A 13339-nucleotide genomic window follows, 5' to 3' on the forward strand; every position below is an offset into this window, starting at 1 on the left:
ACCCTCCTGTCCATTCGAAATTTCATGTTATACTAACAACAGCGGGAGGTGCGGCATGGACGGCTTTCAAAAACGAACAAGAGCCAAGATGGACCAGATCGAATCGACAGCCGTGAAGCTGCTGGGCAAGCCGATTCTTGATTTCACCGTAACGGAAATTGCCAAAGAGGCGAATGTGTCTCCAGTTACGATCTATAATTATTACGGGAGCAAAGAAGCGCTATTGAAGGAAGCGTTGAAGAGGGATGTGCAGCAGTCGCTGGAGCAATTCCGGGAGCTGCTGGAGCAGCCTCTGCCTTTTGACGAGAAGCTGAAGCAGATTATCCTCATGAAGCATCAAACCTCGAACAATGTGCATCCGGAAACATACGCACGGCTCCTCAAGCATGATGAAGAAATGCAGCTCTTCATCCAGCATTATTCGAGAGAGCAATCGATTCCGCTGTTTTTGCGGTTTATCGAGGAAGGGCGCGCTTGCGGCAAAGTCCGCTCCTCGGTACACAACGATATTTTGCTCATCTACTTGAATATGTTCGCGGATGCGATATCCTTGCTCTCGGAGGACAGCTTGCGCTCGGCGGAGCGGGCCGGCGGCTTGGAGGAATTGTTGGATCTGTTTTTTTACGGCATGCTGAATCAGGAATAATAAAGCGGACTCATAGATCGGAGGGACCCGGAAATGGCGATGCAGCTAGAGGATTTGGATTGGAAATGCAAGGATGGCACGAGGATGTATGCGTTCGTCTGTCAGCCTGAGCTGGTGGAAAACAGAGATAGCGGGACAAGCGGAATCAAAGGCGTAATTGGCATCGTCCATGGGATGGGAGAACACACCGGAAGATATAAGCATGTTGCCGAGCGTTTCACGAATGCCGGGTATGCCGTGCTGTTGTTCGATCACCGGGGGCACGGGCTTACTCAAGGACTGAAGGGCCACACTCCCGACTACGAATCGCTGCTCGAGGGGATCGACTTGCTGCTGGCGGAAGCGGAGCGCCGATTCCCAGGGGTGCCCCGCCTCTTGTTCGGTCACAGCATGGGCGGCAATGTCACGCTGAACTATGTGATTCGCCGCAAGCCGCAGCTAGCAGGTGCATTGGTGACCGGCCCTTGGCTGAAGCTGGCGTTCGATCCTCCCAAGCTGCAAGTGGCGATCGGCACCGTGCTGGAGCGGATCAAGCCGACGTATATGAACAATCGGCCGCTCCGTCCCGAGAATTTGACTTCGCATCCGGATATGATCCAGAGCATCCGCGAAGATAAAATGCGGCACGGCTTCATCTCGGCGCGTTTCTTCTTCGGCGTTGTACGGGCCGGCCGTTACGCGCTGCAGCATGCCGCCGAGGCGAAAGTGCCGCTCTACGTCATGCATGGAGGCGAAGACTTCGTCACCTCGATCGCGGCGAGCCGGGAGTTCGTCACTCGCGCCGGGGACGTGTGCCGGTTCATGGAATGGCCCGCGCTTCGTCACGAGCTTCACAATGAGCGGGTATGGGAGGAAGTGGTCGACCGGATGCTGGAATGGTTCGACGAGCGGGTTGACGCGGTGGTCCCCGTCTAGCCGTTCCTCAAACGCAATCGCACACGTTCACATGCACTCGCACTCTAATCTGCACAGCTACTTCAAATATTTCGCCAACTTCTGGACAGCCGCTTCGCTCGCCTGGCGGGCGAACTTGTCCAGCAGCTCCTCCTTGGCCGCTTCGCGATCCAGCTGAAGCGGCTTTAGTCCGTTCCGCTTCAGCCATTGGCGGGCGGTCGAATAACAGGTGCTGTTCCAGCCGTTTTTCGTCCCCTGCTCGTTCAATCGTTCGGAGATACCTGCGATAACCGCTTCGCCGGCCGCTTGCAGCTCGATAAGCGCGTCGTCGAACGCCTTTTTGTCGTCTTTGCCATGTAGCCCGGCGGTCCGACGTAACACCTTCACATCAATCCCATCATTTGCCTCGATCAGCTCGCACAGGCGGATGACATCTCTTGAGACGGAGCCTTCCTCATAACGTCTGCGCAACGTTTTGGCCGGCTGCAGCGCTGCTATCAGATGGGGCACCCAAGACGCCGCGACCAGAATCGGCTTTTTGGCAAAGAAACGGCCGTACGCAGCTATCCCCTCTGCCGCAAAACGGTCCCGCCATAGCCAAGGGTCGGTATCCAAGCCGGTGTGCCAAGCGCTTTCGCGCGTTATCGTACCGAGCGAAGGATGCTCCGGCAAACAATCGGACAGGGGCAGGATGCCCACTTTCCGGATGACCGCAATCGCCTCCTCGTAGGTCTCGACCGTTTTGATTTCCGCAGCCGCTTTCGTCATTCCCCAACAACTCCCCACTGTTAAAATACGGATCGGTTCGTCTGCAGAGCTTCATACAGGAGTGTGCCGTCTTCCGCCTGTTTCTCGCGGATTTGTTCTTCCTCCTGCATGTAGATCACATGGGCAATCGTCTCCGACAAAGCAAAGCGCAGCTGATGCACCGACAGCCGATCGCCGAACAGCTCGCGGCATAACGCGTAAGCCGACAGCGGACGCTCCTGCAGCAGCGTCCGCATCTGGAGCAGCCGCTCCTCGTGATGCAGCACGATCTCCTCCGCCCGTTCGGCATATGTCGTGAACGGATCGCGGTGCCCCGGGTATGCCCGCCCCACTTGCAGGCTTGCCGCCTCATCGAGGCTGCGCAAATACGTCCGGAGCGGGTTCGGGTCGAAGCCCGGCAAATAGCCGACGTTCGGCGTAATTTGCGGCAGCACGTGATCGCCGCAGATCAGCTCGCGGCGCACCTCGTCGTAGAAGCTCAGATGCCCGTCGGCATGGCCTGGCGTGTGAATCGGTCTGTACTCGCGCCCGGCGATGAGCAGCGATACATCCGCCTCAATCGAGGTCAAGACTGGCTGAGGCGACACTTGCGGGATGAAGCTGCCCATATGCTCGCGCATCGGCTCTGTCAGCTGCCGGTCCAGCCCATGCAGCAGGAACACGGCCATCAGGCGATCGCTCATCGGCATGCCGTCTCCCCAGAGCTGGCTGATTTGGCTCGCTCCTGTGCTAGAGATATAGACCGGCGCCCCGCCGCTTCGCTCTTGGAACAGCCCGCTGAGCCCATAATGATCGGGATGATGATGGGTCAAGACGATTTGGACGATTTCGTTGAACTCGATTTCCATTTCCGCTAAAGTCTCTTCCCACAGCCCGACCGATTCCGGGGTATGGAGTCCCGGGTCGATGACCGTCCACCCGTCCGTTCCTTCCAGCAGGTAGCTGTTGACCCAACGAAGCGGAAAAGGAAGCGGCACTTTGATCTGGTGCAGCCCCGGCTGCCATTCCGTGCGAATCGTTCTTGTCATTGCGCTTGTCCCTCCCGCTTCGTGCCGATCAGAATAAGCCGAGCCGATTCGTCTCGCCTGTACTCTTGGCCGTCATACCCGCCATAAACCAAGTCCACCTGCAAGCCTGCTCCATGCAGCATGCCGGTCAGCTCCTGCACCCCGTAAAGCTTCACTTGCTCTATGTATCGCCGTTCCGTCTGTCCTGGCTCGTTCACAATGATTTGTTTGCGGACGAACCCTCCCTCGATTTCTCGCGTCTCTTCGATCTTCAACCCCGTTTCCTCTCTAACCGAATAGGGGACGAGGTGCTGCCGCACGTAGCCTTCATTCAGGAAGTCCACGAGGAACCGGCCTCCCGGCTCAAGGACCCGATGCATTTCCTCCAAAACCCGCAAATTGTGCCGGTCGTCTTCGAAGTAACCGAATGAAGTAAAAAAGTTCACTACCGCCCTGAACGTATCGTCTTCGAAAGGTAAGCTGCGCATGTCGCCGGCATGCCAGTCGATACTATGCGCCGTATCCTGGCGTCTCGCCTCCTGCAGCAGCGTCTCGGACAAGTCGATGCCCGTCACCCGGTAGCCCGCCTCCGCCAGCGCCAGCGCATGCCGCCCCATACCGCAGCATAGATCCAGCACCTTCGCTCCGGGCGGCAGCCCGAGCCAGCGAATCATTTTGCGCACCTCCGCCGACGCGCCTTCCATATCGCGATGCTTGTACACAAGCAAGTAGTCTTTGCCGAAGCTTTCCTCATACCAAGCTGTCATTCGTCCATCTCGCCTCCATCCCTCTATTTAACACCATAAGCGGGCGTGGAAGCAATCTAACCTTGTCTCCCCGTCGATCGGCAACGGCTTATGATCAGGTGTGGCTGCATAAAGTCAAAAAAGCCCTCCATCTGCTCTCTCCGCACTCGGACAGCATGTGGACAAGCTTGATTAGCTCGACAACCGCTTGTGAACGACCTTTTACGTTTAATTTTTGCATAACATTCGAGATGTGGTTTGAAACACGCCCAGGAGAGGAGAACTAATCGTTGTTGGTAAAAGGAGGATGGATGCCATACAAAATCTGCGCAACTTCACCTGTGCCCCCGTGATAGCAAGCACGGATCTGTACATTGCGGGCATTCACATTAACGGAGTACACGATGACAACATTACGAATCATTTTCAGACAGTAGCCATTATATCGATAATTTTCATAATCGGCTACTTTGTCTGCCTGAGCGAACGGTTCTTTGCTTAGCAAATTTTGAGACATACGATATACAGAATCATGATCGACTTTATTGAATCCAAACAACATGCGAAGAGCCGTTTTACTCCACGCAACCGAATAGGGATTATCTCAGCTCATTAGCGACCTCATTTTTAAACTTTAAGTAATCTGCGTAATTGGCTATATACTCACCCTCAGACTCCACCTCCGACTGCTCCAGTTGCTTCATTACATCTGGATTGAAAAAAATATGTTGCCCAAGTCTGTTCCTTTGCTCTTGATTCAATTCTCGGGAATTAAATTCTTCAATCAGTGAACGAATCAGAACATCGACCGGGATTTCCACATCCTTCGCATTATTGAAAAAAATCTTTTGAATTGCACTTTCAACTGCTTCCCTGGATACATATTGCATTGTCGTCACCTTCCCTTATTAGTGAACTGTCCTACCGATTTATTTCTATTATATCACATGGAGCCGTTATTGAAGAAAAGTCTGACGTTAGCCATCCAGGCATTTCCCCGCCCATTTTTCACGGACTCCGCACCAAGCAGGGCGCGCCCTCATAAACTGTGTTGACTGTATCCCTTTACCTTGTAACATACAAAGCCCAAGCAAGGAGGGGTGGCACTATTGAAAGGCAGCGACCATAAAAACAAATTTCTGTTAACCAATCGTGAACGCGAAGTCTTCGAACTGCTCGTGCAGGACAAAACGACCAAAGATATCGCCCAGCAACTGTTCATCAGTGAAAAGACTGTGCGCAATCATATCTCGAATGTCATGCAAAAATTAAACGTAAAAGGTCGTTCACAAGCGGTTGTCGAGCTAATCAAGCTTGGGGAGTTAAAGATTTGACCTTTTGTAGCCTAACCTAAAAGCCTTCCACATGCTGTCCGAGTCCGGGGGAGAGCAGGCGGAAGGCTTTTTTGAGTTTTTGTGCAGCTCTGCCGAAGCTGGGCGAATGACCAGGGCCAATGCCCAGGGCCCGGCATATAAATACACAAGGACCCGATTCTGATCCATTGGAGGCCAACCGTCATGCCTTGTAACTGCCATTCTTCCCAAACATCCTATGCGAAGCTGCCTTATTCCGGCCATCTGCCCCCGAGAGCACCCGTACAGTTCACGCCGACCCCACCGGAATTTCACTACTATCGTATCGCACCGGCTCCGACCTATTGGCAACCCATCCCTTGGTGGCATCAGCAACTGCATCCGCAAACGCAAATTCAACAGCAAACAGGGATCGGTTACCCGACCCCTGGCTATGTAACCCCAACAACCTATTGACTCGCTCGACCATGCCTTGACGGCTTATTTCAAGAAATCTTCGCGCATCGGAGTGAAAAAATCGATCAGCACCGATCCATCCTCCAGCGCCACGACGCCGTGAACGATATCAGGCTCGACCATGTACCCGTCGCCGGTCACCAGCACTTTCGTCTCCCCATCGATCGTCACCTCGAACGAACCGGCGGCTACATAAGCGGATTGACGATGCGGATGATGATGAAGCACGCCTACTACTCCTTTGGCAAACCGGACCTCCGTCACCATCATTTGCTCGGAATACCCCAGTATGCGGCGTTCCAGCCCGGGCTCAAGCGTTACAAAAGGAATTGCGGAAGATTGTATGAACATCGTGCGCCTCCTGTTACAGGGAATGGATTGTTGTCGAAAAGCATGATGTATGCCTGTCCATTAGCTAGTATAGCATACGAGCCCCCGGTGAAACATATCAAATGAAACCAGGCACGCCCGCCATCGACGAGCGTACCTGCCTTGTTGCGATTGACCGCCCTTGGTCACCTCATGGCTGAATGCCGGTACTGACTAGTAAGAAGCTGGCTTCGGGAACATGCTGTGCATCGAAGCGTTGAACTCGTCCTTGATACCGGAGAACGGTTTGCCTTGACGCAGATGCTCCCCGTACTGCTGGAAGCGGCTGACCAGATCGGGATTCGACGAGACGTAGACATTCTTCACTTCCGGCCGCGTCGAATGCACCTTGTCGGCGATTTGCGACTTGATCGTGCTGACGGACTCCACATCCTGGCCGTTTTTCAGCTTCACCGCGACATACACGTTATGATCCGTGAGCATAACATGCGCCGTTTCGACCGGGTCGATCGTCGTGAGCTGCTGCGCCAAGTCGTGGTTTTCCTCCAGCTTGTTGTTGACGTGCCCGTGTCCCGCCGCCTTGTAGTCGCGCCAGTTGTTCACGCCGTCTTGATCATAGCCGGTGATGCCGTTGTCCCGATTCAGACCGAGCCGCATGTCGTCCGCATCGCGGATACGATCGGGATTCGTGCCCCGATGGCGATCGAGGCCGAGCCGCATATCCCAGTTGCTTCCCGTGCCGTAGTTAAGCGGACGACTGTGGTGCGTCAGCATCCGTGTTCTCATCCCGTCATTCGTGCCGGTTCCTTCGCGTCCCGCATGGCCGCAACCGACAGCCGTGATGACCATCGTAGTAGCGACTGCCGTGAGCAAAGCTGCTTTTTTTGCCATTTTCACCAAGCTAGCCATCCTCCGTTTCGGAAATTGATGATGTTGTTGAGGGCGAATCGATATTAGCATGTGCCGACGATCGATCCGCATGCACCCCAAAATTTCGGTGGATGGCCAGTGCAACCTGTTCCTGCATCAGATCAACTGTTTCCGATGCAAAATCGTCAGGAGCCGATAAAAGTCGTAGCTCCCATTCTCCGGGGAATCGATGATGCCGGCGGCGACCGCCTTCTGGACGGCCGCTTCCGCCCACTCCGGTATCGGCATAGAGGCGCGGCCTTCGAGCGCGGCCACTTGGCTCTGCAACGCAGAAATCTGCAGCTGCAGCTGCTCCAATTTCTCCAACACTTGCTCCACCTCCCTGTCGAACCGTTTGAAATCATTCTGGCGAATCAAATCGATGATGGCCCCCGCATAATTCGGATCCGTGGCATAGCCGCAAGCCCGCAGCATTTCCGCCTGAAGCTCGGGGGTTCCGGCTTGACGGACGCGGTCATAACGGGGATATAGAAACAGCAAATCCTGGTCCCTCAAACAATCCTCGATCGTATCATAGGCGCGAAAGCTGTCGTAGATGTACACGGTCTGATCGTTGATCACTTCCCAGGTTCTCACGTTCACCGAGGCGCCTTTCCAGTAACCATTAGGTTGGCCTCCGCCGACTTTATAACCGACGATGTTGTTCCAGCCGTTGAGGCGGCCGCCGGTTTCCAATAACGTCTGGGCAACCCGCACCGACGCGAAAATCGAGGAGCCTTCCAGTCTAAGCTTCACCGCGATCGGCGCTACGGTCGCTACGAATGCAGCACGATCCAATCCGATTTCCTCCTCCCGCGATTCCACTCCGCGATAGTCTTAGCAGATTCTGAATCGATAGACATAGGTTTCCCTGCTTCTACTAGACTATGAGACAGGCGGATCGCCCGACTCGGCGTATGGACGGGGGACATCCGTCGGTTTCGGTTTCGAGTTGCAGCAATAAAGAAAGACCGTTCGGCAGGACAGCAGGCGTCCTCGAACGGTCTGATTCGTGTTATGACGGTGAGTTCGCCCGTTGCCAGGCACGACGGCCGATCTGCTGGAGCAGCAGCGCCTGCTGCCAGCGATCGGAAATTTCGTCCCCCGGCAAGCCGGTCTCGCCGGACGTGGCGCGGATCGCGTAATCGGCCGGTCCCAGCTCGGTGACGAACGGGAATACATCGCCCGGAGCGGCTTCCTGCAGCCACGTGCGCATCCCGTTCGCCCACCATTCTTCGTACAGCGGCACCAACGGATGCTCCCCATTCGGCCCGAGATCGATCTGTACCTGATGCCCGTTGGAGATGCGGCCGTGAATGGAGGAGGCTCGGCTCAGAAGCCGGCTGAAATAATCGGCGTGAGGAGCCTCATTATCGACGATCACGCCGGCTACCGCGTAGTGAGAAAGATCGATCGTCAATTGCAGCTTGGCGAGCCGCTCGACCAATTGAACGGAACGGAGCAGGTCCTGCGTGACGCACATGCGATGAGTCTCCACGAAGAAAGGGACCCCGGCTCGTTCGGCAAACTCATACAGCTGCTCCACATAGGCGACCTGCTCCGCTTCCGGCATATAATAGCCCATCACTTGCCCGGTTACATACAAGGCGCCGAGATCGGCGGCTTGCTTGAAGAAGTCGCGATTGTCCTCATGGGGGTAGAACAGAGCATTGACGCCGAAGCTGAACCGGTGATGGTCCAGCAGCGCTCGCCAAGAGGCGGCATCCGCGCCTTGCGGGAAGCGGGACAAGATGCCGTCGTACCCGGCCTCCGCGATCATCTCGAACTTCTCCTCGGTCGTGATCCCCGGTCGCCCGATCTGCGTCATCGCCCACCAGGACTGCTGAATTTGCAAGCTGGGCGCACGGCCGCTGCCGTCGTTCGCTTGCCGGAATCGAAAATGCTCTTTCCCTGCGTTCATAAACGGGTTCCCCTCCGCTATTTTAACTGAAACGCGATTATGATTTCGTTCGATTCAAACTTGACGGTTGAGATGGACACGATCGGGAGCTGCTCATCGATCGGCACGCGGATCGGATCCAGCTTGAACCAGCCAATCGGCACGGCCCATGGGCCGGTTTTCGTCCCGATGTGCTCGACGATCAAGTTCGGCGGGCTCCATTTCAGCTCGAAGTCCAGCGAAGCCTCCGCGCGGATCCCGGCCTTGCCGGTCGCCTGCACATGTGCGGTCACGACCCGGCCTTGCTGCTCGAAACGCGCGCCGTCGATCCTCGCATAGCCGATTGAATCAGCCCGCTCCGCCAGCTCTTTCTTCATGATGTTGTTCAAATCGGCTTCGGTCAGCCGCAGCTCGAAGCTTCGTCGCAGGACCATGTCGCGGATTTTGGACGAGATCGAGATGCGCTCGTAAGCCAAATCCAGCGGCTCGCTCGGCCGAATCGACCATATCAATCCTGACGCAAGTCCGACGATGAGCAGCACAAGCACACCGAAGGCGATGGCCATTCGTTTGAACAACTCGCATCTCTCCCATGCGGTTATTGAGGTTCCGGTGCAGCTTTAGGTTTTATCGCTGCCTTTCGGCTGCTCCTGGTTCGGTTGCTCTTGCTTCGGCTGCGCCTGCTGCGGCTGTTGCTGCTTGGCCTTCAGCCACTTCGGCGCGCCTTTGTTCTTCTTGTCGCGCTCACGCGCACGCTCCCGCTCGCGGGGGCGCTCGCTCGAGCGCGGGGGGGCTGTGTCGCCGCCCGTCGCGGCGGGCGAGGCGCCGGGCTTCGCGGGCTTGCGCAGCGAAGCCGCGGGGGTGGCGGCGGCGGACGTCTTGACCGTCCGCTTCGCTTTGCCGGCCGGCGCCGACGTGTCTAGCGCCGCCTCTTTCACCGGGCCGCGCGCACTCGCGGCGGTCCCGGGTTGGGCCGGAGGCTCGGCTCGGCGGCCTCCGCTCTTGGCGTGGCCGAGCTCGAGCAGCTTGCCGGCGGCCAGCGATCTGGGCTCGATGCGGATGCCGAGCTGCTCCTCGAACTTCCGCAGGATGAACGCCTCGCGCTCCGTAATGATCGCCACGCTCACCCCGTGCTCGCCCATCCGGCCCGTCCGGCCTACGCGGTGCACGTAGTGGTCGGCGTCAGATGCCGGGTCAAGATGGAACACATGCGTGATGCCCTTGATGTCGAGCCCGCGAGCGGCAATATCCGTCGCTACTAGCAGGCGCACCTTGCCTTCGCGGAAGCGGCTCAGCACCTTGGTACGCTCCTGCTTCGGCGCGTCCCCATACAGAGCCGCCGTCGGAATGGCGCCGAACTCCAGCTTGGCCACGAGCTCGGCGATCGGCTCGATCTCGTTCACGAACACAAGCGCCGCTTTCGGCTTCAGCGCGTGAAATGCGCGGCGCAGCGTCTCTAGCTTGTCCCGCTCATCGCAGCGAACATACAAGTGCTCGATCGTCCCCGCCGTCCGCTGCTCCGGCCGCATGGCGACGCCGACCGGCTCGTTCATCCAGCGATCCGCGATGCGCTGCACCTCCGGCGTAATCGTCGCGCTGAAGAACAGCAATTGCCGGTCGCGAAGCGCGCTCTTCAGAATCTGCTTTACGTCCTCGATCATTCCGAGCGAGATGAGCTGATCCGCTTCATCCGCCACGATCGTCCGCACCTCGTGCATCTTCACCTTGCGCGCCTTGATCAGCTCCAGCACCCGGCCCGGCGTACCGACAATCAAGTGCGGATGCAGCCGCAGCTTCTCCACCTGGCGACTGAGCGCCGCGCCGCCGATCAGCGCTTGCGAGCGGATGCCGAGCGGATCGCCGTAATGCTCCGCCTCGCTCAGGATCTGCATCCCGAGCTCGCGCGTCGGGGCGATGACGACGGCTTGCAGCCCTTTGTCCGCCGGGTCCAGCCGCTGCAGGATCGGCAGCAAATAAGCCAGTGTTTTCCCGGAGCCGGTCTGGGATTGAGCGATCAGATCTTTACCCTTCAGCACATGCGGTATCGACTCCGCCTGGATCGGCGAAGGCGATGTTATGCCTCGCGCCTGCAGAGCCTGCAGCAGCTCGGGGCGGAGGTTCAGTTGTTCAAATGAAAGCTGCGGTTCATTCGTAGATTCACTCATAGGGTTGTCCCTCTTTCTATCGACAGCAAACGAATCGTGCCGACCTTTTTCCAATCCTTACTATAGCACAAACGGCCGCAATTAAGAAAAGACAAGAAAGACCCCGACACGAAACGCTGTGCGGGATCTTCGCCTACTCGGTTTACTTGTTGTATCCGGCCTTGGCCAGCATCGACTTGACGAAATCGAAATCATGCTTCAGCCGCTCGAACGCCGGGAACGGTGCATGGCATTCCAGCGTGACCCAACCGTCGTAGCCGGTCTCCACCAGCGCGTCGAACAGCGGCTGATGATCGGCTTCGCCTTCGCCGAGGCGGCTCTGCACGAACGCTTCCTCGCCGCGATGCGTCAAGTTCTGGAACGTGCCCGGAGCGCCAACGGCTTCTACGCGCTTCTCGTCCTTCACATGGACATGGAACATTTGCTTGCCCAGGCGAAGCACGGAATCGCGGCCGTAATCGGTATCCGTGATATACATATTGCCTGCATCGTGGATCATCCCGACATTGTCATGCTCGATCAAGCTGAGCAGCCGCAAGCTGCTGTCCACCGTTTCCGCGATCGAGACGTTGTGAATCTCGAGAATGATGCGTACGCCTTGTTTCTTCGCTTCCGCCGCGCAACGGTCGAGCCAATACGCCGACTTCGCGTAGTGGTAATCCTTCGCGAGGAACGCGTTCGGACCGCCGGGACCGACCCGCACCATCGTCGCACCCAACTCGCCCGTAGCTGCAAGCAACCTCTGGAAGTCGGAAAATTGCTGCTCGCACTCCTTGTCGCTCGCCGTAGAGAAGCCGCCCATGTAACCGGCCAATACAGGAATTTCAAGACCGAGGCCGTCCGCAATCGAGCGGACTTCCTTGATTCGTGCCGCGCTCGTCGTCGGGGACACATGCGGCTCACGGGCTGCGATCTCGATCCCGTCCATGCCAAGCTCGCGGGTCATCCGCAACGCCTCGTGGATGCTGTATTCAATAAAAACGCCGCTGAAGGCTGCGAATTTCATCGATTAGTTCTCCTTTGCCCGGTCGTACACCTGTACGCCGGCTTTGAAAGTTTGCTGCAGCTGTACGCGATCGCCGTCCCAGCCGAACACGGTCAAATCCGCCGGCGCTCCGACGGCAAGCCCGCTCTTGGCCCTCAGGCCCATAAATTCGGCCGGGCGGATGGACGACATGTCCCAAGCCTCGCCGATTCCCACTAGTCCGCGCCGCACGACATGCTCGATGCCCCAGATGAGCATCTGCGCCGAGCCGGCCAACACTTTCTCGTTGGCTGCCGTGTGCAGGCGGCCTTCCGGCGTCAGCACGACTTGTCCGCCGACATGCGTCTTGTACTCGCCCGCCGGCATGCCGCTCAGATAGACGGCGTCGCTGACGAGCAGCGCGCGTCTGCCCTTCACCCGCATCGCCACCTTCAGCACTTGCTCGGGCAAGTGGAAGCCGTCGGCGATGAGACAGCACCACAGGTTGTCCTGCGCCAGCTGCTCCCACAAGTAGTTCGGGTGGCGCGGGATCATCAGATGCGAGCCGTTGCCGAAGTGCGTCGACATCGTCGCCCCGGCGTCGACCGCCTCTCGCACTTGCTCCGGCGTGGCGGACGTGTGGCCGATGGAGACGGTGACGCCGCTATCCGCACAACGGCGAATGAACGGGATGCTCGGTTCCCACTCGGGGGAAATCGTGAGGATCTTGATCCGGCCGTCCGCCGCTTCCTGCCAGCGCTGGAACATGTCCCAATCCGGCGCTTGCACGAATTGCCGGGCATGAGCGCCGCGGGCGCCGTCCTCCGGCGAGATGAACGGGCCTTCAACGTGAATGCCCGCGATCGTCGAGGCGGTAAGCGCGTCTTCCCGGCAGGCGCGCGCTATCGTCCGCACCGCATCGCCGATTTCTTCCTCGGAATTCGTGATGACGGTCGGATAGTAGGCGGTGTATCCTTCCCGGAACAGCTCGCGCGATACTTGATGGACGAGCTCGGTCTGAAAAGGCAATGTATTGAAATCCAGGCCGTTATAGCCGTTGATCTGCAAATCGACCAACCCGGGGCCGATTCGAGGCAGTCCGGTCCGTCCGTTCAAGGGCACTCGATCGAGACGGGCGATTGCGCCCCCCTCGATGGTCACTCGAATCGGGTAGCCGTCCGAGTAGTGAAGGCCTTCCAGGATAACGGACGTGTCATTCGAGCTCATGCGTTCGCTTCCTC

General features: G+C 57.6%; 15 protein-coding genes and 1 pseudogene. 3 read left to right on the plus strand and 13 right to left on the minus strand.

Features of this window, described 5'->3' with window-relative positions; all coding sequences use genetic code 11:
• Positions 1-55 precede the first annotated feature (55 nt).
• Together PKO02S_RS00080 and PKO02S_RS00085 are read left to right on the plus strand one after the other, a co-directional pair.
• Positions 56-646: a TetR/AcrR family transcriptional regulator gene (locus tag PKO02S_RS00080; protein WP_127578700.1), complete on the plus strand. Its 591-nt coding sequence runs from the start codon at positions 56-58 to the stop codon at positions 644-646.
• 33 nt (positions 647-679) lie between these two features.
• Positions 680-1561, plus strand: coding sequence for an alpha/beta hydrolase (locus tag PKO02S_RS00085; protein WP_246066765.1), 882 nt, complete (start codon positions 680-682; stop codon positions 1559-1561).
• A gap of 57 nt (positions 1562-1618) precedes the next feature.
• Here the strand turns inward: PKO02S_RS00085 and PKO02S_RS00090 are convergent, their stop codons facing one another.
• From PKO02S_RS00090 to PKO02S_RS00110, 5 genes and pseudogenes are all read right to left on the minus strand, one after another.
• Positions 1619-2308, minus strand: a complete 690-nt coding sequence (locus PKO02S_RS00090; RefSeq protein ID WP_127578703.1) for an AlkZ-related protein — start codon at positions 2306-2308, stop codon at positions 1619-1621.
• 20 nt (positions 2309-2328) lie between these two features.
• On the minus strand, positions 2329-3336 hold the full coding sequence (locus tag PKO02S_RS00095) for an MBL fold metallo-hydrolase (protein ID WP_127578706.1): 1008 nt from the start codon (positions 3334-3336) through the stop codon (positions 2329-2331).
• A complete protein-coding gene (locus PKO02S_RS00100) occupies positions 3333-4082 on the minus strand; it encodes a class I SAM-dependent methyltransferase (RefSeq protein WP_127578709.1) in 750 nt (249 codons plus the stop codon). Before PKO02S_RS00100 ends, PKO02S_RS00095 begins: the two co-directional genes overlap by 4 nt.
• 94 nt (positions 4083-4176) lie before the next feature.
• Positions 4177-4329, minus strand: a pseudogene (locus PKO02S_RS00105) (LuxR C-terminal-related transcriptional regulator); the annotation flags it as partial.
• A 331-nt stretch (positions 4330-4660) separates the two neighbouring features.
• Positions 4661-4951: a hypothetical protein gene (locus PKO02S_RS00110; protein WP_127578712.1), complete on the minus strand. Its 291-nt coding sequence runs from the start codon at positions 4949-4951 to the stop codon at positions 4661-4663.
• A 219-nt stretch (positions 4952-5170) separates the two neighbouring features.
• On the opposite strand from PKO02S_RS00110, the gene PKO02S_RS00115 reads away from it, so the two are divergent.
• The gene (locus PKO02S_RS00115; RefSeq protein ID WP_009672290.1) at positions 5171-5395 is read left to right on the plus strand and encodes a helix-turn-helix domain-containing protein; all 225 of its coding nucleotides are present in this window, start codon (positions 5171-5173) and stop codon (positions 5393-5395) included.
• A 459-nt stretch (positions 5396-5854) separates the two neighbouring features.
• Here PKO02S_RS00115 and PKO02S_RS00120 read toward each other — a convergent pair whose 3' ends face one another.
• The 8 genes from PKO02S_RS00120 to PKO02S_RS00155 all read right to left on the minus strand — a co-directional run bounded on the left by PKO02S_RS00120 (position 5855) and on the right by PKO02S_RS00155 (position 13325).
• Positions 5855-6181, minus strand: coding sequence for a cupin domain-containing protein (locus PKO02S_RS00120; protein ID WP_127578715.1), 327 nt, complete (start codon positions 6179-6181; stop codon positions 5855-5857).
• A gap of 192 nt (positions 6182-6373) precedes the next feature.
• Entirely contained in the window at positions 6374-7051 is a 678-nt protein-coding gene (locus PKO02S_RS00125; protein ID WP_246066778.1) for a YhcN/YlaJ family sporulation lipoprotein, read from the minus strand.
• Between the two features lie 135 nt (positions 7052-7186).
• Positions 7187-7867 carry a glycoside hydrolase family 73 protein gene (locus PKO02S_RS00130; RefSeq protein WP_127578722.1) on the minus strand — a complete coding sequence of 227 codons (681 nt, stop codon included), beginning with the start codon at positions 7865-7867 and terminating at the stop codon, positions 7187-7189.
• A gap of 217 nt (positions 7868-8084) precedes the next feature.
• Positions 8085-8990: a sugar phosphate isomerase/epimerase family protein gene (locus PKO02S_RS00135; RefSeq protein WP_127578726.1), complete on the minus strand. Its 906-nt coding sequence runs from the start codon at positions 8988-8990 to the stop codon at positions 8085-8087.
• A 17-nt stretch (positions 8991-9007) separates the two neighbouring features.
• Complete coding sequence (locus tag PKO02S_RS00140) at positions 9008-9547, minus strand: hypothetical protein (protein ID WP_127578730.1); 540 nt, start codon at positions 9545-9547, stop codon at positions 9008-9010.
• 42 nt (positions 9548-9589) lie between these two features.
• Positions 9590-11134 carry a DEAD/DEAH box helicase gene (locus PKO02S_RS00145; protein WP_127578733.1) on the minus strand — a complete coding sequence of 515 codons (1545 nt, stop codon included), beginning with the start codon at positions 11132-11134 and terminating at the stop codon, positions 9590-9592.
• 142 nt (positions 11135-11276) lie between these two features.
• A complete protein-coding gene (locus tag PKO02S_RS00150; RefSeq protein WP_127578736.1) occupies positions 11277-12140 on the minus strand; it encodes a sugar phosphate isomerase/epimerase family protein in 864 nt (287 codons plus the stop codon).
• Positions 12141-12143: 3 nt separating this feature from the next.
• Positions 12144-13325 carry an N-acetylglucosamine-6-phosphate deacetylase gene (locus PKO02S_RS00155; protein ID WP_127578740.1) on the minus strand — a complete coding sequence of 394 codons (1182 nt, stop codon included), beginning with the start codon at positions 13323-13325 and terminating at the stop codon, positions 12144-12146.
• Between the last annotated feature and the right edge of the window lie 14 nt (positions 13326-13339).

This window comes from Paenibacillus koleovorans NBRC 103111 (assembly GCF_004000845.1).
Taxonomy (GTDB): domain Bacteria; phylum Bacillota; class Bacilli; order Paenibacillales; family NBRC-103111; genus Paenibacillus_AA; species Paenibacillus_AA koleovorans.

Bases quoted from the DNA above. Each gene is read 5' to 3' on its own strand.
- PKO02S_RS00080 (WP_127578700.1), top strand. From the start codon at position 56: ATGGACGGCTTTCAAAAACGAACAAGAGCCAAGATGGACCAGATCGAA.
- PKO02S_RS00085 (WP_246066765.1), top strand. From the start codon at position 680: ATGGCGATGCAGCTAGAGGATTTGGATTGGAAATGCAAGGATGGCACG.
- PKO02S_RS00090 (WP_127578703.1), bottom strand. From the start codon at position 2,308: ATGACGAAAGCGGCTGCGGAAATCAAAACGGTCGAGACCTACGAGGAG.
- PKO02S_RS00095 (WP_127578706.1), bottom strand. From the start codon at position 3,336: ATGACAAGAACGATTCGCACGGAATGGCAGCCGGGGCTGCACCAGATC.
- PKO02S_RS00100 (WP_127578709.1), bottom strand. From the start codon at position 4,082: ATGACAGCTTGGTATGAGGAAAGCTTCGGCAAAGACTACTTGCTTGTG.
- PKO02S_RS00110 (WP_127578712.1), bottom strand. From the start codon at position 4,951: ATGCAATATGTATCCAGGGAAGCAGTTGAAAGTGCAATTCAAAAGATT.
- PKO02S_RS00120 (WP_127578715.1), bottom strand. From the start codon at position 6,181: ATGTTCATACAATCTTCCGCAATTCCTTTTGTAACGCTTGAGCCCGGG.
- PKO02S_RS00125 (WP_246066778.1), bottom strand. From the start codon at position 7,051: ATGGCAAAAAAAGCAGCTTTGCTCACGGCAGTCGCTACTACGATGGTC.
- PKO02S_RS00135 (WP_127578726.1), bottom strand. From the start codon at position 8,990: ATGAACGCAGGGAAAGAGCATTTTCGATTCCGGCAAGCGAACGACGGC.
- PKO02S_RS00145 (WP_127578733.1), bottom strand. From the start codon at position 11,134: ATGAGTGAATCTACGAATGAACCGCAGCTTTCATTTGAACAACTGAAC.
- PKO02S_RS00150 (WP_127578736.1), bottom strand. From the start codon at position 12,140: ATGAAATTCGCAGCCTTCAGCGGCGTTTTTATTGAATACAGCATCCAC.
- PKO02S_RS00155 (WP_127578740.1), bottom strand. From the start codon at position 13,325: ATGAGCTCGAATGACACGTCCGTTATCCTGGAAGGCCTTCACTACTCG.